Origin of the sequence: Mycobacterium sp. E2699 (assembly GCF_001666745.1) — a bacterium.
Lineage (GTDB): Bacteria > Actinomycetota > Actinomycetes > Mycobacteriales > Mycobacteriaceae > Mycobacterium.
The window spans coordinates 41,900-65,434 of the sequence record NZ_LZJH01000143.1 but is presented as its reverse complement, the minus strand read 5'-3'; the positions used below and the strand labels follow the sequence as shown (position 1 = coordinate 65,434).

The 23,535-nt window shown below is 68.7% G+C and carries 24 protein-coding genes; 10 read left to right on the top strand and 14 right to left on the bottom strand.

The annotated features are described in order from the left end of the window. Nucleotides 1–3: 3 nt before the first annotated feature. From A5696_RS23935 to hisN, 12 genes are all read right to left on the bottom strand, one after another. Nucleotides 4–978 carry a phosphotransferase family protein gene (locus A5696_RS23935; protein ID WP_067883465.1) on the bottom strand — a complete coding sequence of 325 codons (975 nt, stop codon included), beginning with the start codon at nucleotides 976–978 and terminating at the stop codon, nucleotides 4–6. Then, nucleotides 975–2,213, bottom strand: coding sequence for an acyl-CoA dehydrogenase family protein (locus A5696_RS23930; protein ID WP_067883464.1), 1,239 nt, complete (start codon nucleotides 2,211–2,213; stop codon nucleotides 975–977). Before A5696_RS23930 ends, A5696_RS23935 begins: the two co-directional genes overlap by 4 nt. Nucleotides 2,214–2,222: 9 nt before the next feature. Beyond that, nucleotides 2,223–2,834, bottom strand: a complete 612-nt coding sequence (locus A5696_RS23925; protein WP_067883463.1) for a TetR/AcrR family transcriptional regulator — start codon at nucleotides 2,832–2,834, stop codon at nucleotides 2,223–2,225. Continuing rightward, nucleotides 2,834–3,730, bottom strand: a complete 897-nt coding sequence (locus A5696_RS23920) for a hydroxymethylglutaryl-CoA lyase (protein WP_067883462.1) — start codon at nucleotides 3,728–3,730, stop codon at nucleotides 2,834–2,836. Before A5696_RS23920 ends, A5696_RS23925 begins: the two co-directional genes overlap by 1 nt. Continuing rightward, complete coding sequence (locus A5696_RS23915; RefSeq protein ID WP_067883551.1) at nucleotides 3,727–4,926, bottom strand: CaiB/BaiF CoA-transferase family protein; 1,200 nt, start codon at nucleotides 4,924–4,926, stop codon at nucleotides 3,727–3,729. The genes A5696_RS23920 and A5696_RS23915 overlap by 4 nt, the downstream gene beginning before the upstream one ends. 104 nt (nucleotides 4,927–5,030) lie before the next feature. After that, nucleotides 5,031–6,206: a S9 family peptidase gene (locus tag A5696_RS23910; protein ID WP_067883461.1), complete on the bottom strand. Its 1,176-nt coding sequence runs from the start codon at nucleotides 6,204–6,206 to the stop codon at nucleotides 5,031–5,033. Continuing rightward, nucleotides 6,203–7,309, bottom strand: a complete 1,107-nt coding sequence (locus A5696_RS23905) for a homogentisate 1,2-dioxygenase (RefSeq protein WP_067883460.1) — start codon at nucleotides 7,307–7,309, stop codon at nucleotides 6,203–6,205. The genes A5696_RS23910 and A5696_RS23905 overlap by 4 nt, the downstream gene beginning before the upstream one ends. A gap of 106 nt (nucleotides 7,310–7,415) precedes the next feature. After that, a complete protein-coding gene (locus A5696_RS23900; RefSeq protein WP_067883459.1) occupies nucleotides 7,416–8,387 on the bottom strand; it encodes an NADPH:quinone oxidoreductase family protein in 972 nt (323 codons plus the stop codon). Between the two features lie 22 nt (nucleotides 8,388–8,409). Then, nucleotides 8,410–9,432 (bottom strand): acryloyl-CoA reductase, encoded by a 1,023-nt coding sequence (locus tag A5696_RS23895; protein WP_067883458.1) that lies wholly within the window; start codon nucleotides 9,430–9,432, stop codon nucleotides 8,410–8,412. 81 nt (nucleotides 9,433–9,513) lie between these two features. Further along, on the bottom strand, nucleotides 9,514–10,719 hold the full coding sequence (locus A5696_RS23890) for an acyl-CoA dehydrogenase family protein (RefSeq protein WP_067883457.1): 1,206 nt from the start codon (nucleotides 10,717–10,719) through the stop codon (nucleotides 9,514–9,516). A 32-nt stretch (nucleotides 10,720–10,751) separates the two neighbouring features. Beyond that, the gene (locus A5696_RS23885; RefSeq protein ID WP_067883456.1) at nucleotides 10,752–12,158 is read right to left on the bottom strand and encodes an acyl-CoA dehydrogenase family protein; all 1,407 of its coding nucleotides are present in this window, start codon (nucleotides 12,156–12,158) and stop codon (nucleotides 10,752–10,754) included. Between the two features lie 92 nt (nucleotides 12,159–12,250). After that, nucleotides 12,251–13,030, bottom strand: coding sequence for a histidinol-phosphatase (gene hisN, locus A5696_RS23880; RefSeq protein ID WP_067883455.1), 780 nt, complete (start codon nucleotides 13,028–13,030; stop codon nucleotides 12,251–12,253). A 23-nt stretch (nucleotides 13,031–13,053) separates the two neighbouring features. Here hisN and A5696_RS23875 point away from each other — a divergent pair, with 23 nt between their 5' ends. Beyond that, complete coding sequence (locus A5696_RS23875; protein WP_067883454.1) at nucleotides 13,054–13,383, top strand: hypothetical protein; 330 nt, start codon at nucleotides 13,054–13,056, stop codon at nucleotides 13,381–13,383. Here A5696_RS23875 and A5696_RS23870 read toward each other — a convergent pair. After that, the gene (locus tag A5696_RS23870; RefSeq protein WP_067883453.1) at nucleotides 13,380–14,537 is read right to left on the bottom strand and encodes a PPE family protein; all 1,158 of its coding nucleotides are present in this window, start codon (nucleotides 14,535–14,537) and stop codon (nucleotides 13,380–13,382) included. The genes A5696_RS23875 and A5696_RS23870 overlap by 4 nt on opposite strands. 464 nt (nucleotides 14,538–15,001) lie before the next feature. On the opposite strand from A5696_RS23870, the gene A5696_RS23865 reads away from it, so the two are divergent. Further along, on the top strand, nucleotides 15,002–15,835 hold the full coding sequence (locus A5696_RS23865; RefSeq protein WP_231964578.1) for a universal stress protein: 834 nt from the start codon (nucleotides 15,002–15,004) through the stop codon (nucleotides 15,833–15,835). A 21-nt stretch (nucleotides 15,836–15,856) separates the two neighbouring features. Beyond that, a complete protein-coding gene (locus A5696_RS23860; protein WP_369803386.1) occupies nucleotides 15,857–16,480 on the top strand; it encodes a response regulator in 624 nt (207 codons plus the stop codon). A gap of 8 nt (nucleotides 16,481–16,488) precedes the next feature. Here A5696_RS23860 and A5696_RS23855 read toward each other — a convergent pair whose 3' ends face one another. Further along, complete coding sequence (locus tag A5696_RS23855; RefSeq protein WP_067883452.1) at nucleotides 16,489–17,859, bottom strand: FAD-dependent oxidoreductase; 1,371 nt, start codon at nucleotides 17,857–17,859, stop codon at nucleotides 16,489–16,491. Between the two features lie 91 nt (nucleotides 17,860–17,950). Here A5696_RS23855 and prfB point away from each other — a divergent pair, with 91 nt between their 5' ends. The 7 genes from prfB (at nucleotide 17,951) to A5696_RS23820 (ending at nucleotide 23,511) form a co-directional block, all read left to right on the top strand. Then, on the top strand, nucleotides 17,951–19,063 hold the full coding sequence (gene prfB, locus A5696_RS23850) for a peptide chain release factor 2 (protein WP_067883451.1): 1,113 nt from the start codon (nucleotides 17,951–17,953) through the stop codon (nucleotides 19,061–19,063). Then, nucleotides 19,053–20,051 (top strand): mechanosensitive ion channel family protein, encoded by a 999-nt coding sequence (locus A5696_RS23845; RefSeq protein ID WP_067883450.1) that lies wholly within the window; start codon nucleotides 19,053–19,055, stop codon nucleotides 20,049–20,051. Before prfB ends, A5696_RS23845 begins: the two co-directional genes overlap by 11 nt. After that, a complete protein-coding gene (locus A5696_RS27395) occupies nucleotides 20,048–20,530 on the top strand; it encodes a hypothetical protein (protein WP_082956653.1) in 483 nt (160 codons plus the stop codon). The genes A5696_RS23845 and A5696_RS27395 overlap by 4 nt, the downstream gene beginning before the upstream one ends. A 43-nt stretch (nucleotides 20,531–20,573) precedes the next feature. Next, entirely contained in the window at nucleotides 20,574–21,263 is a 690-nt protein-coding gene (ftsE, locus tag A5696_RS23835; RefSeq protein WP_067883548.1) for a cell division ATP-binding protein FtsE, read from the top strand. Further along, on the top strand, nucleotides 21,264–22,157 hold the full coding sequence (gene ftsX, locus A5696_RS23830) for a permease-like cell division protein FtsX (protein WP_067883448.1): 894 nt from the start codon (nucleotides 21,264–21,266) through the stop codon (nucleotides 22,155–22,157). A gap of 2 nt (nucleotides 22,158–22,159) precedes the next feature. Further along, complete coding sequence (gene smpB / locus A5696_RS23825; RefSeq protein WP_067883447.1) at nucleotides 22,160–22,669, top strand: SsrA-binding protein SmpB; 510 nt, start codon at nucleotides 22,160–22,162, stop codon at nucleotides 22,667–22,669. A 92-nt stretch (nucleotides 22,670–22,761) separates the two neighbouring features. Continuing rightward, the gene (locus A5696_RS23820; RefSeq protein WP_197517064.1) at nucleotides 22,762–23,511 is read left to right on the top strand and encodes an EamA family transporter; all 750 of its coding nucleotides are present in this window, start codon (nucleotides 22,762–22,764) and stop codon (nucleotides 23,509–23,511) included. The last annotated feature ends 24 nt before the right edge of the window (nucleotides 23,512–23,535 follow it).

Here is a 23,535-nt window from a genome sequence, read left to right as displayed (position 1 = left end):
GTCTCACCGGGCCCCCTCGAGCAGGTCGAGCAGGTCCCACTCCGTTTCGCAGACGCGGCGGCCGATCGTCGCCAATTCGACCGAGCGGAATTCGCCGCTGAGATGCCGCTCGGCCTGGTAGCGGCAGATGACCCCCCAACGCAGTGTGGCCAGCACCAGCCACCAGTGAAACGCCACCCGGTCGACGGTAGTCGCGCCGGCCTCCTCGTAGGCCCGCAGGAAGCTTTCGACGCTGCCGAGGCCGCCGGCCCCGAGGCTGGCCGGTGCGCCGAACCGCCAGGCCCGGATGCAGAACCAGGCCAGGTCTTCGTAGGCCTCGCCGAGGTGTACCAACTCCCAGTCCAGCACGGCGGCCAGCCGGGAGCCGTCCACGATCAGGTTCCCCATCCGGTAGTCCCCGTGCACCAGGACCGGCGCCGTCGGTTGCGGCCGGTGGGCGGCCAGCCAGCGAAACGCCCATTCGAAGGTGGCGGTGGTGTCGCCCATCGCGTCGAGGCGCTCGCGCCACTGCACCAGTTGGTCCTCGTGGATCAGGCCGGGGATCGCCGAATCGGCCCGGTGAATGGCGGCGAGCGCCCGCGCGCACTGGTGTAGCAACCGCGTGCGGCCCGCGTGCCCGCCATCGGCGTCGAGGCCGCGTTGGATGCGCCGGACGATGGTCTCGCCGGGGATCTCATCGCAGATGAGGAACGGATTGCCCAGTGCGGCAACAGAATCGTCGGCGACCAGGATGTGGGGGACCGGTGCGCCGGCCGCCGCTGCGGCGGCCTGGGCGCGGGCCTCGAGTTCCATGCCGGCGTGCACGTCGTCGGGCGGACCGGTGCGCAGGATCAGCGGGCGGCGTTGCGTGCCGGTGACGGCGTCGAACGCCCACGTGGCGCGGCTGGCGCCGCCGGTCAACGCGCGCAGGTTCTCGACTGCCACGCCGGTACCCAGGACCGGGCCCAGCACCGCCGGCAGGCGCTCTTGCAGGGTCACCTGTGACCGAACTTGAACAGCCGCTGGGCCACCCGGCGAATCTGAATCTCCTCGGCGCCCTCGGTGATCCGGTAGCGGCGGTGATGGCGGTAGATGTGCTCGAACGGCTCGTGGCGGCTGTAGCCCAGGCCGCCGAAGATCTGCATGGCCCGGTCCGCGGCGTCGCAGACCAGCCGGTTGGCCCGGTAGTTGGCCATCGACACCTTGTCCGAGACCTCCATGTGGTGGTCGCGGTCGAGATGCCAGGCCGCGTAGGCCACGAGCAGCCGCACCATCTGGGCCTCGGTCTGCAGTTCGGCCAGCGGCCACTGCACGGCCTGGTTCACCGACAGCGGCTTGCCGAAGACGGTGCGCTGGCCGGCGTATTCGGCGGCGCGGTCGATGCAGTACTGCGCCGCGCCCAGGCTGCTCGCGGCCTGGCGAATCCGGTTCTCGTGCAGGAACGTTTGCGCGACCTCGAGGCCGCGGTCCACCTCGCCGAGCACCGCGTCGGCGGGCACCCGCACGTCGGTCAGCTCGACCTCGCCGTGGTCGGTCGGCATGTTGAAGGTCCACCAGTAGTAGGGGACGTGGAATCCGGGCGCGTCGGTCGGCACCAGGAAGGCGGTGATGCCCACGGCGGAGCCCGGCTCGCCGGAGGTGCGGGCGAAGACCAGGTCGTGGGTGGCGCGGTGCACGCCGGTGTTGAATCGCTTGGCGCCGTTGATCACCCAGCCGTCCCCGTCGGCCTGCGCCCGCGTCTGTAGCCAGGTCGCGTCCGAGCCGTGCAGCGGTTCGGTGAGGCCGAACGCCATGGACCGTTCCCCCGTGATCAGCGCCTCCGACCAGCCGCGGCGTTGCTGGTCGGTGCCGAAGCGCTCCATCATGATCACCTGCGGGAAGTTCCCGACGATCGACGACTCGTTCTGCAGGTCGTTGTGCAGGCCAAGACCCTTGTGCGCCAGGTGTTCCCGGATGACGGCCATGTCGACGTTGGTGCCGTCGCGGCCGCCCAGCGACGCCGGCAGCCCGTAGCGCAGCCAGCCCGCCCGGTCGGCGCGCCTGCGCATCTCGGCGAGCAGGTCCTCCCACTCGCGCGTCGGGATGCCGTCGTTGTCCCAATCGGTGCGGGCGTGTTCGCGGCGCCGGTCGAAGTACTGCATGTTCTCGGCCTGCAGCGGGGCGATCTCGCGCTCGATGAATGCGTCCATCTCCGCGAGCACCCCCGGAAGATGTTCCGGCAGTGTGAAATCCATGTCGACTCCTTAAGCGCCGTAGAGCGTTTTCTTCCAGATGGTGGACAGGGTGGCGACGGCGTCCCCGTCGCTGATCTTCAGCCCCAGGCCCGACGGGCCGACGACCACGGTGGTGAAGTTCTCGAACAGCAGCGCGATGGCCGCCGCGGTGTGCTCGGGGTCGAGCTCGGTTGCATATCCCTGTTCCTGTGCGCGGCGAACCGAGGCGGCGACGATGTCGATGCCGAAGCGCCGGAACTCGTTCTGGACGGTGGCGAATCGTGGCTGCGTGGTGGCCAGCTGGGCCACCGCGATCATGATGCCGATGTTCTGCTTGAACATATTCCAGTACCCGGTGACCACCGCGGTGAAGAACGCGTCGTCGTCGGGCGACTTCGGCAGCTCCACGCTCAGCCCGGACGGCGTCACGACCTCGTGCAGAAACGACTCCGCCAGGGCGGCCAACAGGTCTTCCTTGTCGCCGAAATAGCGGTAGAACACCGCGGGCGACTTGCCCGCGGCAGACGTGATGTCCGCCAGGGTGGTGCCGTGAAAGCCGCGTTCGGCGAACAGCTTCCGGGCGGCCTGTTCGATGGCCTGCCTGGTCTGGCGGCCCTTGGCGGTCAGGCTTTCCGCCGGCATCAGACCCGGATCCGGTCGCCGGCACGCAGCAGCGCGCCCGGCAAGTCGTGGCCGACAAGGGATTTGGCGACTTCGGCGGCGGCGATGGCGGCCTCCAGGTCGACGTCGACGTCGATGTCGCTGTCGCGCAGCAGGTAGACCAGGTCCTCGGTGGCGATGTTGCCGGTGGCGCCGGGCGCGAACGGGCAGCCACCCAGTCCGCCCACCGAGGCGTCGAGCCTGGTGACCCCGGCGCCGACCGCGGCGTAGGCGCTGGCCAGGCCGGTGCCGCGGGTGTTGTGGAAATGCCCGCCCAGCGGCATGTCGCCGATCACCGGGCGCAGTTGGGCGATCAGCGAACTCACCCGTCGTGGCGTGGTGGTGCCGATGGTGTCGGCGATCGAGAAGCGGTCGACGCCTTTCTCGCGCGCGGCCGCGCCGATCTCGAGGACCCGCTGGGGCGGGGTCGGCCCCTCGAACGGGCAGTCCCACGCGGTCGCGACGATGATCTCCACGGTGACGCCGGCGTCGTGGGCGATGGCGACGACGTCCTCGATCTGGTCCGTGGCCTCGGCGGCGGGCCGCCCGACGTTCGCCTCGCTGAACGCGTCGCTGGCGGCCACCACGTACTCGATCGACCGCAGGCCCGCGGCGACGGCGCGCCTGGCGCCGTTCGGACTGGCCACCAGGGCGGAAAACTCGATGTCGGGGTAGTCGCGCAGGTGTGCGGCGAGTTCGGCGGCGTCGGCCATCGAGGGCACCTTGGACGGGGACACGAACGCCGTGGCCTCCACCTCGCGCACCCCGGTGGCGGCCACCGCAGCCAGCAATTCCAGCTTGGCGGCCAACGGGATCGGCTTTTCGATCTGCAGGCCGTCGCGCAGCGACACCTCCCGAATGTCCACGTGCTGCGTCACAGCACCTCCTCGCGCCGTAGAGCCTCGAGCTCGTCGGCGGTCTTGCCCAGCAGCCCGATGTACACGTCCTCGTTGTGTTGGCCCGGGCGCGCGGGACCGGCGTTGCGGACGCCGCCCGGGGATTCGGAGAGCACCGGCACGACGCCCGGTCCCAGCACGTTGCGGCGCACCCGTTCGTCGTAGTGCTCGACCAGCATGCCGCGGGCCCGCAGCTGCGGGTCGTCGACCACGTCGGCGACGGTGTTGATCGGCCCGGTGATCACTCCTGCGGCGCTTAATGTTTCGATGATCTCGCCGGGTTGCCGGTCGGCGGCCCACGCGCCGATGATCTCGTCGAGTTCGTCCTGGTTGCGGCCGCGGGCGCCGTGGGTGGCGAACCGATCGTCGGCGGCCAGTTCCGGGCGCCCGATGGCCGTGCACAGCCGGGCGAACACGGTGTCCTGGTTGGCGGCGATCACCACCCAGGACCCGTCGGCGCTGCGGTAGATGTTGGACGGCGCGATGCCCTCGAGCCGGGTGCCCGACGGCCCGCGCACCACGCCGCCGACGTCGTAGTCGGGGATCGTGGATTCCTGCACGGCCAAACACGATTCGGTGAGCGCGACGTCGACCACCTGACCGCGGCCCGTGACGCCGCGGCGGTACAGGGCCGCCAGCGCCCCCTGGGCGCCGAACATGCCGGCCAGGCTGTCGCCGAGCGAGAGCGCCAGCCGGGGCGGGGGCCCGCCCGGGAAGCCGTTGAGGTGCCGCAGGCCGCTGGCCGCCTCGGCCACCGAGGCGTAGCCGGCCTTGTGCGCCTCCGGTCCCGTCTGCCCGTAGCCGGACACCCGGACCAGGATGACGCGCGGGTTGCGCTCGGACAGCACGTCGTAGCCCAGGTTCCATTTTTCCAGCGTGCCCGGGCGGAAGTTCTCCACCACGACGTCGGATTCGGCGACGAGATCGAGGAACAGCTCGCGTCCGCGCGGCTTGCGCAGGTCGAGGGTGATGGCCCGCTTGTTGCGCGCGTGCACCGTCCAGAACACGTGCTGCCCGTCGAGTTCGGCCTGCCCCCAGGTGCGCAGCGGGTCCGGCGCGCCGGGTGGCTCCACTTTGATGACGTCCGCGCCCATGTCGCCGAGCAGCCGGCCGGCGAACGGGCCGGCGATCAGGGTTCCGAGCTCGAGCACCCGGACGCCGTCCAGCGCACCAACGATGCGCCGCTCTCCCCCGCAAGCGGGAGGTGCCCCCACCTCATCGCTTCGTCCCCCTCGCCGCTGCGCGGCTGGGGGTGCCCCCACTGCATCGTCGCCGGCGGAAGTCATTCGGCGCCCGCGAAGTCGTGCCGGACCAGCCAGTCGGTGACGATGTCGACGGCCGCGCGCAGCTTGTCCCGCTGGTCGGGTCCCGCGTAATAGTGTGTGGCGCCGGGGATTTCGTGCATCTCCTTGTCGGGGTGCCCGATCGCCTCGAAGAGCCGTCGGGTGTGGCTGGGTGTGCAGGCGTCATCGGCCAGGTTACCGATCACCAGCGCCGGGACCGTGAGGTCACGCCCGCAGGCCACCCCGTCGCCGCGGGCGTCGTCGTAGCTCCATTGCGACAGCCAGCCGCGCAGCGTGGAGAACCGGGCCAAACCGACGGGGCTCATGTTCACCACCCGAGGATCACCCAGATAGCAGGTCCCGGGGGTGCGTTCGTTGGGATCGACGGTCGGGTCCAGCCAGCGCGGGTCGGCCATGGTGCCGTGCACGACGAAACAGAATTCGTCGTCCGGACGGCCGCTGGCTTTGAGTTCCGCCAGCTTCGCTCGGACCCACGCGGTGATGCGCCGGTTGCGGTCGATCTGCGCCTGCCGGTAGCGATCCAGAAACTCTTGGCTGTAGGGCGGTTGATTGGGGTTGTCCGGGTCGTACAGGTCCAGCTCGGGATCCCGCTTGGTCGGGTCGGATTCGTCGAGGATGGACGCGTCCAGCCATTCGGTGAGCGTGCCGTGCCGGCTGATGTGTGCGGCCAGCAGCATGATGCCGTCGGCCTCGGGCAGGTCCAGCTTGGTGAGGTCGGGGCCGTCGCCGGACGGGCTCGCGGTGATCGTCGGTTTGTGGGCCTGCTGCTGGTAGAACATCGACAGCGAGCCGCCGCCGCTCCACCCGGCCAGCACCACCTTGGCGTACCCGAGCCGGTTCTTGGCGTCCTTGATGCACTCGCCGAGGTCCTCGACCACCTTCTCCATCAGCAGCCCCGAATCCGTGCCGCGGAACCGGCTGTTGCAGTAGATGACATGGTGACCGGCGCGGGCCAGCGCGCCCGTCATCGGCAGGTACGCGCCGCCGCCGATCGGGTGCATGAACACCAGCACGGTGTCGGACGGCTTGGCCTTCGGCTTGAGCAGATAGCTTTCCAACACGGTGATCTCGGCAAGCCCGCCGTAGACGTCGCGCACCGCGGAATTGTTCTGGAACGCAACCAGATACGGGATCCGGTCGTAGTCGTGCTTCACGAGTGCTGCCCGAGGTCGTGGGCGAGCACCTCGGCCGACGGCGTGAGCCGCCTTCGCGTGTCGACGGCGATGACCTGCCAGTCCACCCGCGAATGCTCGTCGAACTTGCGGCGTGCCCGTTCCCGCGCCTTCTCCGGCGCGCCGTGGTGGACGCCCTGCGGCGCATGGGTGATCAGGCCCGGCGGCATCGGGATGCCGTAGAGCGAACCGCCATGGAAGAAGGCGATCTCGTCGTAGTCGACGTTGCGGTGGTACCAGGGCGTGCGTTCGGTGCCCCGCACGCCTTCGGCGGGCCTCGGCAGGAAGTTCATCACGTACACGCCCGTCGCCTGCATGAACAGATGGACCGTGGGCGGCAGGTGGACGCTGTCCGAGGTGATCACGTTGTAGTCGGCGATGTTGAAGGTGAACGCGAAGTTGTCACCACGCCAGCCCTCGACATCCAGCGGATTGTGTTGGTAGAACAGCGTTGTCGGGCCGCCCTCATGGATCAGGCGGACCTCGTACCCGTCTTTCCCAGGTGGCAAGCCGTCATCGGTGGGCGGTTCCGGTTCGGGGACGGTGGCCTGCGAGGGGTCGAACGGGAAGTGCCGGCCCAGCACGCCCGGCGGCGGCACCCGGAACTCGTCGCCGGACTCGATCATCAGCAACGTGGTTTCGCTGTCGGGCAGCTGGCGCCAGGTGCATGCCTTCGGGATGTACACCCAATCGCCCTCCCGATAGCGCAGCGGCCCGAACTCGGTCTCCAGCAGTCCCGCACCGCGGTGCACGAAGCACAGCAGGTCGCCGTCGACGTGGCGGGCGTAGAACGGCATCGGCTCGTGACGGCGGCTCAACAGGATTCGGCAGTCGTCGTTGCTGAACATCAGCAGCGGCCCGCCGTTGGCGTCGGTGGCGTCGCTCGGTTTGAGCTCGCCGGCCAGCACGTCGACGGGTCGCAGGGGACCGTCCGCGCGATAGGCGGTGGGGTCGTTGCGGCGGTACATGTTCGCGGTGCGGCCGGTGAATCCGCCGCGGCCCAGCTCGTCGTCCTTCAGCCCGTCCAGGTCGGCGTGCACCCGTCGCGGCGTCTTCCCTTTTCGCAAGTGCACGAACGATTCCATGGAACCTCCTGGCTACCGGCGGGCTACAAAACTGAAAGTGACATTACTTTTTGTTTACCCGGCGCACAAGGTGCTCGGAGGCCTCCCACCGCACGGATGGCAGGCCTCAATCGCGGACGCGCACCACGACTTTGCCCTTGGCCGTTCGATTCTCGAGGGACGCCACGGCCGCGGCCGCCTGCTCGAGCGGATAGACCTCCGGCGTCGGGGGAGTCAGCCGGCCCGAGCTGAGCAGTTCCTCGAGTCCGGCCCACTGCTCGGCGAGCGCGTTCGGGTGCGTCGCCGTCCACGCTCCCCACCCGACGCCGACGACGTCAATGTTGTTGAGCAGCAGCCGGTTCACCTTCACGGTCGGGATCTCGCCGCCGGTGAACCCGATGACCAGCAGCCGTCCGCCCGGGGCGAGCGAGCGCAGCGAATCGGTGAACCGGTCGCCGCCGACCGGATCGACCACCACGTCCACGCCGCTGCCGCCGGTGAGCTCCTTGACCGCGTCCTTGAACCCCTCGGCCAGCACCACATCGGTGGCGCCGGCCGCCGTCGCGACGTCCGCCTTGTCTTCGGTGCTGACGACCGCGATCGTGCGGGACGCCCCGAGTAGCGACGCCAGCCGCAGCGTCGACGTCCCGATCCCGCCGGCGGCGCCGTGCACCAGCACCGTCTCGCCGTGGGCCAGCCGGCCGCGCACGGTCAGCGCGAAATACACCGTCAGGTCGTTGAACAGCAGGCCGGCGCCGGCCTCGAAGCTCACGTTGTCGGGCAGCTTGAACACCCGGTCGGGCTGCAGGATCGCCACCTCGGCCATGCCGCCCGACAGCATCGTCAGCCCGACGACCCGGTCGCCGGGTCGCACGTGCGCGCCCTCCGGCGCCGAGCGCACCACGCCGGCGATCTCCGCACCGAGCACGAACGGCGGCTCCGGCCGGTACTGGTAGAGCCCGCGGGTCAGCAGCGCGTCGGGAAATGCCGCGCCGGCGGCGTACACGTCGACGACCACGCCGTCGCCCGAGGGCTCGTCGACCTCCCCGACCTCGATCGCGTCCGGACCATCCAGCCGAGTCACCCGTGCCGCCCGCATGGTCGGACAGCCTACTGCCGACTCAAAACCCGTCGGCGACCCGCACCACCGCCCGGCCCGAGAAGGCGCCGGCGCGCAGCTGGTCGAGCACCCCGACGACGTCCTTCACGTCGACCTCGTGGATCACCGACTCCAGGTGGCGGGGCCGCTGGGGGTACCTCCCGCTTGCGGGGGACGAATCGCCCAGCAGCGCCCACAGTTTGCGGCGCCGGCCGATCGGCATCAGCACGGAGTCCATCCCGAGCAGCGCGATGCCACGCAGGATGAACGGCATCACCGTGGTGTGCAGCGCCGGGCCCCCCGTCAGGCCGCAGCAGGCCACCGCCCCGCCGTAGTCGACGGCGCTGAGCACATCGGCCAGGGTCGCCCCGCCCACGCAATCCACCGCGCCCGCCCAGCGCGCCTTGGCCAGGGGTCGCGGCTTGGCGTCGGGGTCCTCGGGCAACCGCCCGATAACCTCCGCGGCGCCAAGCTCTTTCAGCAGCCCGGCCGCCTGCTCCTTGCCGGTGGAGGCGACCACCCGGTAGCCGGCGGCGGCCAGCAGGTCCACGCTCACGGAGCCGACGCCGCCCGAGGCGCCGGTGACGACGACCGACCCGGCGCCGGGTTGCAGGCCCCAGTCGATCAACGCCCGCACGCTCATCGCGGCGGTGAAGCCGGCGGTCCCGATGGCGGCGCCCTCGCGCGCCGTCAGGTCGCCCAGCGCCACCACCTGGTCGGCCGGCAGCCGCGCGTACTCGGCGTAGCCGCCGTGGTGGCCGGTGCCGATCGCATACCCGTGGGCCAGCACCTTGTCGCCGACGGCGAAGTCGGGGGAGTGCGACTCGACGACCTCGCCGGTCAGGTCGATGCCCGGCACCACCGGGTAATTGCGGACCACGCCGCCGCCCGGCGTCAGCGCCAGCGCGTCCTTGAAGTTGACGCTCGAGTACTGCACCCGGATCGTCACCTCGCCGGGCGGCAGGTCCGAGGGGTTCAGCGTCTCGACCGACGCGGTAATCCGGTCACCATCTTGGCGCGCGACGAGCGCGTGAAACGTGTCCATACCGACGACGCTAACCGCACCCGAGGGATCGCTGTCCACGCGGTGGCCGTACCGTGTCGCGCACCGGCCGGCCGCCGGCGCTTACTTGAGCTCCGCCGACGACAGCCCCAACAGGCGGCGCGCGACCACCAGCTGCTGGATCTGCTGGGTGCCCTCGAAGATGTCCAGGATCTTGGAGTCGCGGGCCCACTTCTCCAGCAGTGACTGCTCGGAATAGCCTGCGGTGCCGGACAACTCGACGGACTTCAGGGTGACGTCGCTCGCCATCCGGCCGGCCTTGGCCTTGCTCATCGACGCCTCTTTGGAGTTGGGGATCTTGTTGTCGGCCTGCCACGCCGCCCGCAGCGACAGCAGGTAGGCGGCCTCCCAGTCGGCCTCCATCCGCAGGAACTCGGCGGCGGCCGCGCTCTGGGCGTGGGAGGGCCGGTCGTAGGAGATCTCCACCCCGGCCTCGGTGAGGATCTTGCGGATCTCCTCCAGTGCTGCGCGGCCGACTCCGATGGCCATGGCGGCAACGATCGGGCGGGTGTTGTCGAAGGTCTCCATCACCCCCGAAAAGCCCTTGCCGACCTCGATTTCCGGGTTGCCCAGCAGGTTGTCCTTCGGGATGCGCACGTTGTCGAACCGGATCGCCGCGGTGTCGGACCCCTTGATGCCGAGCTTGTGCTCGAGCCGTTCGACGGTGACGCCGGGGTGGTCGCGCGGCACGATGAACGACTTGATCGCGGCGCGGCCCTGCGATTTGTCCAGCGTCGCCCACACCACGATGTGGGTGGCGCGCGAGCCGGCGGTGACGAAGATCTTCTCGCCGTTGATGACGTACTCGTCGCCGTCCAGCTTGGCGGTGGTGGACACCGCCGCGGAGTCGGACCCGAAGCCCGGTTCGGTGATGGCCATCGCCGCCCACACCTTGCCCAGGCGTTCCAGCTGCTCGTCGGTGGCGACCGCGGAGATGGCGGCGTTGCCCAGCCCCTGATAGGGCACCGACAGCATCATCGCGACGTCACCCCAGCTGGCCTCCAGCGTCTGCAGCAGCGCGGCCATGTTGGCGCCGTTGTGGTTTCGGTCCCTGTCCTCGTCCTCGTCGCGCAGCGCGTCGGCCCCGGCGAAGGCGACCGATTCGGAGGCCCCCTCGAACAGGTTGATCAGGGTGTCCAGCTCGACCGGGTACGCGTGCTCCTTGAGGTCGTACTTGCGCGCGATCGGCCGCATCATCTCGGCGGCGCCCTGGTGGGTCTTGACGCTGACCGCCTGCAGCTTGCGAGGGAGTTCCAGATTGATTGCCATGATTGGTCTTTCGGCTCGAGTGCGATAACGACCTAGATAACGACGACGCCCTCGGCCACACCGATGGCCCGCAGGTCGCGGTACCAGCGTTCGACCGGGTGCTCCTTGGTGTAGCCGTGGCCGCCGAGCAGTTGCACGCCGTCCAGGCCGATCTGCATGCCCTTGTCGGCGCCGAGCCGCTTGGCGAGCGCGGCCTCGCGAGTGAACGGCAGGCCTTGTTCGGCGCGGGCGGCGCCGCGCCACGTGATCAGCCGCAGGCCGTCGAGTTCGATGGCGATGTTGGCGCACATGAAGGCCACCGCCTGGCGGCGCGCGATGGGCTCGCCGAAGGCCTCGCGTTCCTTGACGTAGGGGACGACGTAGTCGAGCACCGCGTGCGAGGTGCCGACCGCCAGCGCGGCCCAGCCGAGCCGGGACAGCGCGATCGCCTCCGAGTAATCCTCGTCGGAAGCCTCGTCCTCGCCGAGCCGCGCACCCAGCGGCACCGACACCCCGGACAGCTCGACCCGGCCCAGGGCCGCCGCCCGAATCCCCATGCTCGGATCCGCCTTGACCGCAAGGCCTTTGGTGGACGACTCGACGATGAACAGCGTGGGCTTGCCGTCCAGCTGGGCGCCCACGATGAACAGCTCGGCATCGGCGGCGGCGGGGACCAGCGATTTCACGCCGTCGAGCCGGTAGCCGCTCGGGGTGCGCACCGCGGTCGTCTTCAGCCGGGTGGGGTCGAACAGCGGTTGCGGTTCGGCGATGGCGACGCACGCCTGCGGCACTTTCTCGCCGGCGAACTCGTGCAGGTAGGTGGCCTGCTGGTCGGCGCTGCCCCAGTGGGTGAGCGCCGACGCCACGCCGCCGGGCGCGAGAATCGGCAGCGCCAGGCCCATGTCGCCGTACGCGAGAGCCTCGGCCACCAGGACGTTGGTCACGCTGGAGCGGTGGGCGGCGATGCCCTCGAAGTCCTCGGGGATGTTGATCGCGGTGATGCCCAGCTCGGCGGCCTTGGCGATCAGATCCGGCGGGTAGGTCGCGGCCTCGTCGGCGTCATGCGCCGCGGGACGCAACACCTCGGCGGCGAACTCGTCGAGGGTCTCGACGATCATCTTCTGCTCGTCGTCGGGGGTCAGGTCGAAGTAGTCCTTGCCGCTCGACTTGAGCCGGGTCGGCCCGCCGCGGAGGTTCTGGACCCGCTTGAACTGGCGGGACGCCGCGCCGGCGGTGGAGAAGATGGTCTTCGTGCCGTAGCGCAGGCCCTGGTTGAGCGGGTCGCGCAGGTGGTATTTGTCCAGGAACTCCTGGCCGACGAGGGGGGTGAGCAGCGCCAGGGTGATGTCGATGCCGGTCCGCTTGTGCGGTTGCAGCCCGACGCCGGTCTTGCGGCCGCGCCGTTTCGGCCGTGGGCGGGGGGTCTTCGTCTGTTGTGAACCGGAGCGAGTGTCGGTCATGTCAGCAGCCTCTGTCGTTGGGGCGATGCGGATATCTCTATCTTACTCCGGAGTAAGATAGTTGGGACTGCGTGTTAACTAATTCACAAAGATTAGGCCCGCAGGAGGGAAAGCACCTGCTCGTGCAAATGTCCGTTGGTCGCGACGGCGCTGCCACCGTGCGGGCCCGGGGTCCCGTCCAGGTCGGTGAACGCCCCGCCCGCCTCGCGCACCAGGACGTCGAGGGGCGCCAGGTCCCACACCGAGACCTCCGGTTCGGCGGCGATGTCCACCGCCCCCTCGGCGACCAGGCAGTAGGACAGGAAGTCCCCGTAGGCGCGGACCCGCCACACCGCATCGGTCAGCCCGATGAAGCGATCGCGCAGGCCGCGTTGCGCCCATCCCGACAGGCTGGAGAACGACAGGCTCGCCGAATCCAGTTGTGCCACCGAAGAAACCGTGAGCCGTCGCGGTGGGCCGCCGCCGACGGCGGCGAACGCGCCACAGCCTCGCGCGGCCCACCAACGGCGGTGCAGCGCCGGCGCGCTCACGACGCCCACCGCGGGGACGCCGTCGACGAGCAGCGCGATCAGGCTGGCCCACACCGGCACCCCGCGCACGAAGTTCTTGGTGCCGTCGATCGGGTCGATGATCCACTGCCGGCCGCTGAAGGTGGCGGTCCCGCCGAATTCCTCGCCGACGACGCTGTCGTCGGGCCGTTCGCGTCCCAGCGCCCCGCGCAGGTCGGTCTCGACCGCGCGATCGGCGTCGGTCACCGGCGTCAGGTCCGGTTTGGTGTCGACGCGCAGGTCCAACGCGCCGAACCGGGCGGCGGTCAGCGCGTCGGCGCGGTCCGCCAGCGCGAGCGCCAGCGCGAGATCGTCGCGACCCATGGGAGCAGTCCTACCATGGCCGGGTGTGGGAATTCGGAGTGCTGATCCTGCTGGTGGCGGTTCTGGGGGTGTTCCTGGCCCAGCGGTTCATTCCGCGCGGCCCACGCGGTGAGCTGGCGAGCGGGACGCTGCTGGTGACCGGGGTCAGCCCGCGGCCGGACGCCGCCGGCGAGCAGTACGTCACCATCGCCGGCGTCATCAACGGGCCGACCGTCAGCGAGTACGCCGTCTACCAGCGCATGGCGGTCGACGTCGAGCACTGGCCGACCATGGGCCAGCTGCTCCCGGTGGTGTACTCGCCGAAGAATCCGGACAACTGGCGGCTCGCGCCGGCCGAGCCGCCGGCCGTCTAGCCGCCCGCGGGCGGGCGCGTCATCACGGTGAGCCGGGTCCCGTAGCGCGGCAGCACGCCCGAGGCCCGCGCCATCGTGCCCGCCGGCATCCCGGGCACGCCCGGATAACCGGAACCGGCGAGCTCGTCGGTTCCCGGGAGCGTGGTCAGGCCGGCGGGCTCCAGCGCCGCGACGCGGGTGGCCGACGGCGCCGACCAGCCGGCCGGCACCGCCATCGGACCGATCGTGTTCGCCCGGCCCATGCTCACGGTGATCGCGTTAGGCATACCGCCGGGTCCCGTCGCGCTGGCGGCATCCCTCAGCTCGCCGAGCCCTATGGGCCCGAGCGCCGGGGAAGGCCCCGAGAGGCCGGCCAGATACGCCATATTCGCTTGGATGCCGAAGAGATTGGCCGTATTGGCGCTCAGCGATGCCGGGATCCCCGCCATGGTTCCGGTCCCCTGGATCGCGGTGTTCACGAGCTGGATGGAATCCAGCACGCTGAGCGGGTTTGTACTGATGGGAACGGGGCTGAGGTTGAGGGCGTTTCCCAGCTGCGAAGTCAACTGCTGAAACAGCGAATACACGTTCGCGAGTGGGCCGCCGGCTGCCTGGTTGGCCGCTGCGTTCTGCTCGATCACGCTGTCCGGGTTGGTCGTCTGCTGCGGGGACAAGAACGAGGCCAGCCGGGAAGCCGCCGCCGAGCTGACGGCGTAGCCGTTCATGGCGGTCGCGTCCTGGGCCCACATCTCGGCGTACTGCGCCTCGGTCGCCGCGATCGCCGCCGTGTTCTGGCCGAAGAAATTCGTCGCGATCAGGGCCTGCAGCTGCGCCCGATTGGCCGCTATCAGCGGTGGGGGCACCGTCATGGCGAACGCCTGGTCGAACGCCGTCGCCGCGGCCCTGGCCTGCATGGCCGTCTGTTTCGTCTGCTGGGCGGTCGTGGTCAGCCACTGCACGTAAGGGGCGGCCGCCGCCGTCATCGAATCGGACGCCGGGCCGCGCCAGTGCAAGGTGGTCAGGCTCGAGAGCACGGATTCGTAGGTCTCGGCCGTGCTGCCCAATTCGGCGGACAGCGAATCCCAGCTTCCAGCGGCCGCCATTAGCGAGCCCGATCCCGGGCCACTGTAAATACGAGCGGAATTGATTTCGGGCGGGAAAAGGGCGTAATCCATTGTCAGGTCTCCCTGTTGGTGTACGTGGTGAACCGTGCCGATCCCGATTCGGCACTTACCCGCCAGCGCCGCGTCGGCGCGGTGGTGATAAGAATGTAGGCGCGGTTTCGCGCCAGTAGTGGAGATTTAGCACCAAAAGTCCAGCGTGTCGGCCCGATCCAATGCCGCTCACCGAAAATGGCCGAATTCAGCGCAATGCGGGAAGCGATACCTAAAGAAAAGCGGTCGCAGCCCGAAGCGCCGTCGAATTCTGCTGCACCCGAATCCGATGTCGGCGAAACAGTGCGGTTGCGGCGAAGTGACGCCCTGCGACGGGAACCCGCGAGTCCTTCGGGTGGGGCGGCGGGCCAGGGGCGGCAATGCGGCCGCGAGCCCTAGATAGGGACCAATGGCCCCCATTTGTGAACCTAACGCCCCTGGGGTTACCGCCGCACCCGGCAATACCTTACGGGGAGGCCGTAACGATGATGTGGCAGTTCCGAGCAGCGCAGGAGATGCGGATGCGTGATTCAGCTCCGACCGTCGTCGTTGGTGTCGACGGATCGAAGGCAGCCATTGCGGCGGCCCGCTGGGCGGTCGACGAGGCGGTCGGCCGCGACATACCGCTGAGACTGGTTTACGTGATCGAGCCACCGGAATCTGCTCCTGCCGGGGATCGCAAGGGCCGGTTGGCGGCCGCCCGTCTGGCACTGCAAGACGCGCATCGGGCGATCGATGCGACCGGGCAACCGGCGAAGGTCGAAACCGAAATCCTCTGGGGGAGGCCGCTCGCCAACCTGATCGAAGAATCCAGGTCGGCGGAGATGATGTGTGTCGGATCCATCGGGCTCAACCACGCCGCCCATGGCGTCGGCTCGCTTTCCTCGAGCCTCGCCTCGTCGGCGCTGTGCCCCGTCGCAGTCATCCCGCGCCCGAGGGGCAGGCGGGCGACCGCCAAGGTCGCTCGCGTCACGGTGCAAGCGGACGAAGCAGGGGCGCTGCGCCAAGCCTTCGAGGAAGCAAGATTGCGCCGCGCCCCGCTGCGAGTGATTGCGGTATCCCACGCCACGGGACCCGATGACGCCGACACCAAGCGTTCGGCGCAGGCGCAACTGAGACGCCGGATTGCCCGGTGGACGCGGCGGTACCCCGATGTGCAGGTCGAGTGCGCCATCGTACGGGGGAGCGTCGTGGAGTTTCTGGCCGCCGACCACGGGCCGGATCAGCTTTTCGTCACCGACGCGCGCGCGTGCCACGACCTGTGCGGCGCGCACAACGCGGGAAGCTCCATTCTCGTCACGCGTTCGAGCAATTTGTAGAGGCCGGCGGCGGGGACTCGTGTGAGCGTGGGTTTCTTCTTGGTCGACGATCATGTGGCGGTGCGGCGCGCCCTGACGGATCTGCTGTGCGCGGACCCCGAACTCCACTGCGTGGGGGAGGCCGGATCCGTCGCCGAGGCGATGACCAAGATCCCGGGCGTCGGTGCCGACGTCGCGGTGCTCGACGATTGGCTGCCCGACGGGAACGGCGTGGAACTGTGCCGGGATCTGTTGTCGTCCACGCCGGAGCTGCGCTGCCTGATCCTGACGTCGCACACCGCCGACGAGGCCATGCTGTATGCGATCCTGGCCGGCGGCAGCGGCTATGTCCTCAAAGACGTCAAGGGCATGGAATTGGCTTGCGCCATCAAGGATGTCGGCGCCGGGCGATCGCTGCTCGACCCGCGGGCCACGGCCGCGCTGATGGAGAGGCTGTGGCGGATCGCCGAGAAGGGCGAAGGGGTCTGGGCCCTCAACGACCGGGACCGCGCGCTGCTGAGCCTGCTCGGAGACGGCCTGACCAACCGGCAGATCGCCGAGCGCACGAAGTTGGACGAAGAGGTGGTGCGCAGGCACGTGGCGCGCCTACTGGTGAAACTCGGCGTGGCCCGCTATCCGTATTCGCTTGATCGCCAATGGTTTTGACCGCCCGGTCAGCCGTGCCCGATGTCCAGGAGTTTGGCCAGGCTGGGCAGCTTGACCCGGGGACGCCCGTGCGGTTCGCCGGCCGCTCGTTCGTGGCGGTCGATGATCTCCCAGTGCGCGGAGGTGACCAGCTTCGGCTGCCGTGCCGCCAGCCAGTCGGCCAGCCTGTCGGCGTGGTCGGGGGGGAAGTCGGGGAGTTGCTCGGTGCGGGCCAGATCGCCCAGCAGGGTGTCGACGGTGTCCTGGGAGTCCTTCTTGTTGGTGCCGATCACGCCCGTCGGTCCGCGCTTGATCCACCCGGCCACGTACTCGTTGCGGCTGCCCTCCACCCGGCCCGCGGTGTTGGGTATGGTCGCCGTCTTCTCGTCGAACGGCAGCCCCGGGGTGGGCATACCGCGGTAACCGACCGAACGCACGACCAACTGGACGGGCAGTTCCTCGCGTTCGCCGGTGTCCTTGGCCGCCACCCAGCCGCTCTCGTCGGTGACCAGCTCGTTGCGGCCCAGCACGATGCTCTCCACCCTGCCGTCACCCTTGATCTCGATCGGAGAAGTGAGGAACCGGAAGACTATTCGCCGATGCCCGGGCCGCGGCGCCCGCTGCGCGTAGTCGCGCAGCACCTTGATGTTCTGCTTCGTCGTCTTGCCCGCCGCGGCCGCGTCCTCGTCGCTGATGCCCTCCAGCTGAGCCGGGTCGACGATCACGTCGACGCCCTCGAGGTCCGCGAGCTCGCGCAGCTCCAGCGTCGTGAACGCCGTCTGCAGGGGGCCGCGCCGGCCGATGATGACCACCTCGGCGACACCGCAGGGGCGGAGCGACTCCAGGGCGTGGTCGGCGATGTCGGTCTGCCCCAGCACCGCGGGGTCGGTGACCAGGATGCGCGCGACGTCGAGCGCCACGTTGCCGTTGCCGACGACGACGGCCCGGGCGCCCGAAAGGTCGGGGGTGTTGTGCTCGAAGCTCGGATGCGCGTTGTACCAGCCCACGAATTCGACGGCGGCCATGCTGCCGGTCAGGTCCTCGCCCGGAATCTTCAGCGACCGATCGGATTGGGCCCCGATGGCATAGATCACCGCGTCATAGCGCTCGGCAAGCTCACCCGCCTCGACGTGCTCGCCCACCACCACGTTGCCGAAGAAGCGGAAGCGCGGATCCTCGGCGGTCTTCTCGAACTGCTTGCTGATCGACTTGATCTTCGGGTGGTCGGGGGCGACGCCGGAGCGGACCAGCCCCCACGGCGTCGGCAACATCTCCAGCATGTCGACGGCCACATCGATGTCCTCCGACGCGTCGGCCGCCTTGAGCAACGATGCCGCGGCGAAGAATCCCGACGGCCCGGAGCCGACGATCGCTATGTAATACCGGTGAGGCGGGCGCATGTCCTCGAGCCTTCTGTGCTGTGGGGCTGGTCACTTGATGCTAAACGCTGCCGCCCGGGCCACGACCTGAGCATTGGTAACGTGGGCGCCTGTGGAACCCGACCGTCAAGCCGACATCGCCGCCCTGGACTCCACCCTGACCACGGTGGAGCGGGTGCTCGACGTGGACGGTCTGCGCACCCGCATCCAGAAGCTGGAGCAGGAGGCTTCCGACCCCAAACTGTGGGACGACCAGACCCGCGCCCAACGCGTGACCAGCGAGTTGTCTCACACGCAGGGCGAGCTGCGCCGGATCGAGGAGCTGCGGCAGCGCCTCGACGACCTGCCGGTGCTCTACGAGCTGGCCGCCGAAGCGGGTGAGGGCGGCGCCGACACCCTGGCGGAGGCCGACGCCGAACTCAAGGCGCTGCGCGCCGATATAGAGGCCACCGAGGTGCGCACGCTGCTGTCGGGTGAGTACGACGAACGCGAGGCGCTGGTGACAATCCGTTCCGGCGCCGGCGGGGTGGACGCCGCCGACTGGGCCGAGATGCTGATGCGGATGTACGTCCGCTGGGCCGAGCAGCACAAGTATCCGGTCGAGGTGTTCGACACCTCCTACGCGGAGGAGGCGGGCATCAAGAGCGCCACCTTCGCGGTGCATGCGCCGTTCGCCTACGGCACGTTGTCCGTCGAGCAGGGCACGCACCGGCTGGTGCGGATCAGCCCGTTCGACAACCAGAGCCGGCGCCAGACTTCCTTCGCCGAAGTCGAGGTGCTGCCGGTGGTGGAGACCACCGATCACATCGACATCCCGGAAGGCGATGTGCGCGTTGACGTCTACCGTTCCAGCGGCCCCGGCGGCCAGTCGGTGAACACCACCGACTCGGCGGTTCGTTTAACCCACATCCCGACGGGTATCGTGGTGACTTGCCAGAACGAAAAATCGCAACTGCAGAACAAGATCTCGGCAATGCGAGTGCTTCAGGCAAAGTTGTTGGAGCGCAAGCGATCAGAAGAGCGCGCTGAGCTGGACGCGTTGAAGGGTGAGGGCGGCAGCTCCTGGGGTAACCAGATGCGCTCCTACGTACTGCATCCGTATCAGATGGTCAAGGATCTGCGAACCGAGTACGAGGTGGGCAATCCGACCGCCGTTCTGGACGGGGACATCGACGGATTCCTGGAAGCGGGGATCCGGTGGCGCAACCGAAAAGATGCTGACTAACACGACTGTTCTTGCCTCCACCGCGACCATCAAGGCGCTGGGCTGGCACGACTTCTGGCGCGGCGACGCCGGTCAATGGATCATCACCCGCGGTCTGCGGATCGTCATGGTGCTCATCGCCGCGGTCCTCGCGGCCCGGTTCGTCAACTGGGTGGCGCAACAGGTCACCCGCCGGCTCGACGTGGGCTTCGCCGAAAGCGACGCGTTGGTGCGCTCGGAGGCCACCAAGCACCGGCAGGCCGTGGCGTCGGTGATCTCCTGGGTTTCGGTGGTGATCATCGGCATCTGGGTCATGCTGCAGATCGCCGACATCCTGCGGTTTTCGGTGGGCGGCCTGGTCGCGCCGGCCACCGTGGTGGGCGCGGCGCTCGGTTTCGGTGCCCAGCAACTGGTGCGAGACCTGCTCTCCGGCTTCTTCATTCTGGTGGAGAAGCAGTACGGGTTCGGAGACCTGGTCAACCTCACCGTCGTCGCGTCGACCGAGGCCAGCGGCACGGTGGAGAACGTGACGCTGCGGGTCACCCGCCTGCGCTCGCCGGACGGCGAGGTGTTGACGATCCCCAACGGGCAGATCGTCAAGGTGGTCAACCTGTCCAAGGATTGGGCGCGTGCGGTGGTGGACATCCCGGTGTCGACCACCGCCGACCTCAACCGCGTCAACGAGGTGCTGCACCAGGAATGCGACCGCGCGATGGACAACCCGGTGCTGGGGGAATTGCTGTTGGACCCGCCCACGGTGATGGGCGTGGAAAGCATCGAGGTCGACACCGTCACCCTGCGGGTGGTGGCCCGCACCCTGCCCGGCAAACAGTTCGAGGTCGGCAGGCAGCTGCGCGTCCTGGTCATCCGCGCTCTGGCCCGCGTCGGGATCATGACCGCGGCCGACGCGACGGTGGGGCTGGTCGACGATCCCTCGGTCCCGGTGGCTCAGGCCGCCGAGGCGCGGTCCGACGGCGCGGATGAGGGTGCGGCGGTGCAGCGGCGTTGAAGCTCACCCTGAACATCCTCGAGAAGCGTGCCGGGGGTGCCGAGCGGCGCTGGAGCCACCTCTTCGGCGGCCGGATGCGCACGTCGACGCTGGTCTTGATCGTCGCGTTCTTCGCGGTGTGGTGGGTCTACGACACGTACCGCCCGGAACCTGCTCCCAAGCCGGCGGCCCCCCAGGTGGTGCCGCCGGGGTTCGTGCCCGACCCGAACTACACCTGGGTGCCGCGCAGCCGGGTGCAGCAGCCGCCGCCGACCGTCACGTTCACTCCGACTCCGACGACGACCGTCCCGCCGACCACCACGATGCCGCCGCCCACGTCGACGACCACCACCGCGCCGCCGCCGTTCCAGCTGCCCACGCCGCCATGCCTGTTGCCGCCGCCCTTCTGCCCGCCGAGCACCAGCCCCACGCCGACCCCGCCGCAGCTGCCCCAGCCGGGGCCGGGCCCGGCGCCGAGTTCGCCACTGCCGGCGAGCTGACTTCGCTTGCCAGCGAAATTCACCGCTACACTGGCGTGCCGTGATGATCACCCTTGACAATGTCAGCAAGAAGTACAAAGCGTCGGCGCGCCCGGCGCTGGACGACATCAACGTCAAGATCGACAAGGGTGAATTCGTCTTCCTGATCGGGCCCTCGGGCTCGGGCAAGTCGACGTTCATGCGGCTGCTGCTGGGTGAGGAATCCCCGAACGCCGGAGACATCCGGGTGTCGAAGTTTCACGTCAACAAGCTGCCCGGACGCCACATCCCGAAGCTGCGCCAGGTGATCGGCTGCGTGTTCCAGGATTTCCGGCTGCTACAGCAGAAAACCGTGTACGAAAACGTCGCATTCGCGCTGGAGGTCATCGGCAAGCGCCGGGACGCGATCAATCGCGTGGTTCCCGACGTGCTCGAGACGGTCGGCCTGTCCGGCAAGGCCAACCGGCTGCCCCACGAGTTGTCGGGTGGTGAGCAGCAGCGGGTGGCGATCGCCCGCGCGTTCGTCAACCGGCCGCTGGTGCTCCTGGCCGACGAGCCGACCGGCAACCTCGACCCGGACACCAGTAAGGACATCATGGATTTGTTGGAGCGGATCAATCGGACGGGCACGACGGTGCTGATGGCGACCCACGATCACCACATCGTCGACTCGATGCGGCAGCGGGTCGTCGAGCTGTCGCTGGGCCGGCTGGTCCGCGACGAGCAGCGCGGCATCTACGGGATGGACCGCTAAGTGCGCTTCGGCTTCCTGCTCAACGAGGTCCTGACCGGCCTTCGTCGCAACGTCACCATGACGGCCGCGATGATCCTGACGACGGCGATCTCGATCGGCCTGTTCGGCGGCGGCCTGCTGGTGGTTCGGTTGGCGGACAACTCCCGCGAGATCTATCTCGACCGCGTCGAGACCCAGGTTTTCCTCACCGAAGACATCTCCGCCAACGATCCGACCTGCTCGTCCGGCCCGTGTAAAGCGCTGCGGAACAAGATCGATGCGCGACAAGACGTCAAGTCGGTGCGGTTCATCAATCAGCAGGACGCCTACAACGATGCGATCCGAAAGTTCCCGGAGTACAAGGACGTCGCCGGAAAAGACGCTTTTCCAGCATCTTTCGTTGTCAAGCTGAACGACCCCGAACAACACCGGGATTTCGATGACGCCATGCGCGGCCAGCCGGGGGTGCGCGGCATCCAGAACGAAAAAGAGCTGATCGACCGGCTGTTCGCCGTGTTGGACGGCTTGCGGGACGCCGCCTTCGCCGTCGCGCTCGTGCAGGCCGTCGGCGCGATTCTATTGATCGCCAATATGGTTCAGGTCGCGGCGTACACCCGGCGCACCGAGATCGGCATCATGCGTCTGGTCGGGGCCAGCCGCTGGTACACCCAACTTCCCTTCCTGGTAGAGGCGATGGTGGCCGCCACGATCGGCGTGGTGATCGCCGTCGTCGGCTTGGTTCTGGTGCGTGCGTTCTTCCTCGACAACGCGTTGAGCCAGTTCTACCAAGCTCATTTGATCGCCAAGATCGACTATGCCGACATCCTCTACATCGCCCCGTGGCTGTTTCTGCTCGGCCTGGCGATGGCCGGGGCGACCGCTTACGCGACCTTGCGCCTGTACGTGCGGCGGTAGCCGTGGCCAAAGACTCGAGCCGCGGCAAGGCGGCGGGCGGCAAGCGCGGCAGCAAACAGATCGTGGCCACCAATCGCAAAGCGCGCCACAACTATTCGATTGAGGAGCTCTACGAGGCGGGAGTGGCTTTACAGGGCACCGAAGTCAAGAGTTTGCGTCAGGGCCACGCGTCGCTGGCCGACGCGTTCGCAACCGTCGACGACGGTGAGGTGTGGTTGCGCAACCTGTACATCCCCGAGTATCAGCATGGTAGCTGGACCAACCATGAGCCCCGTCGCAATCGAAAGTTGTTGTTACATAGGCAACAAATCGACAGACTGGTCGGCAAGATCCGAGATGGTAACCTCGCGCTCGTGCCAATGTCTCTGTATTTCTCCGAAGGAAAGGTCAAGGTCGAGCTCGCGCTCGCGCGCGGCAAGCGAGCCTACGACAAGCGCCAGGACATGGCCCGTCGCGACGCCAATCGCGAACTGCATCGAGAGCTGGGTCGGCGAGCCAAGGGCATGAACTGATCGGGGCGGCTTACGCCCAGCTGTCGGCCGTCACCTACGGTGTCAGCGATTTTGTGGGCGGTGTCGCCGCTCGACGGGTGGCCGCGCTGCGGGTGATGCTCGTGGCCTACCCGCTCGAGGCACTGATACTGGGCGTGCTGGCGATCGGCGTGGGCGGCCCGATCCAGTCCGGCGCGATCATCTGGGGCAGTCTGTACGGCATCGGCATGGCGTTCGGGATGTGGGCGTTCTTCGCCGCGCTCGGCTCCGGACCCATCTCGGTGGTCTCGCCGCTTGCCGCCGTCCTGAACGCGGCCGTGCCCGTGGCGGTAGGTGTGGCGCTGGGGGAGCGACCGGGCCAGGCGGCCTCGGTGGGCGTCGTCCTGGCGCTGATCGCGGTGACGTTGGTGAGCCGCGAGGCCACCGCCGACGGCGTGACGCCGTATCGCTTCACCCCGAAGGTGGCCTGGCTCACCGTGCTGGCCGGCTCGGCGATGGGACTCAACATGGTGTTCCTGCACCAGGCGCCTCATGCGACCAAGCTGTGGCCGTTGGTGTTCGCCCGGTTGGCCGCCACGATCGTGGTGTTCGGGATGTCGGCAATGAGCAACAACTTGCGGCTACCGCGCGGCAAGCCGATGAAGATGGCGCTCACGGTGGCCCTGCTGGACATCTGCGCCAACGTGACGATGCTGCTGGCGTTGCACACCTGGCTGCTCTCGCTGGCCAGCATCCTGATCTCGCTGTATCCGGCCGCGACGGTGGTGCTGGCGATGGTGGTGCTGCGCGAGCGGGTCAGCCGCCTGCAGGGGGTCGGCATGGTGATGGCCATGGGCTCGGTGGCGATGATCGCCGCTAGCTGAGGGACGGCTCGCGGCCTACTATCC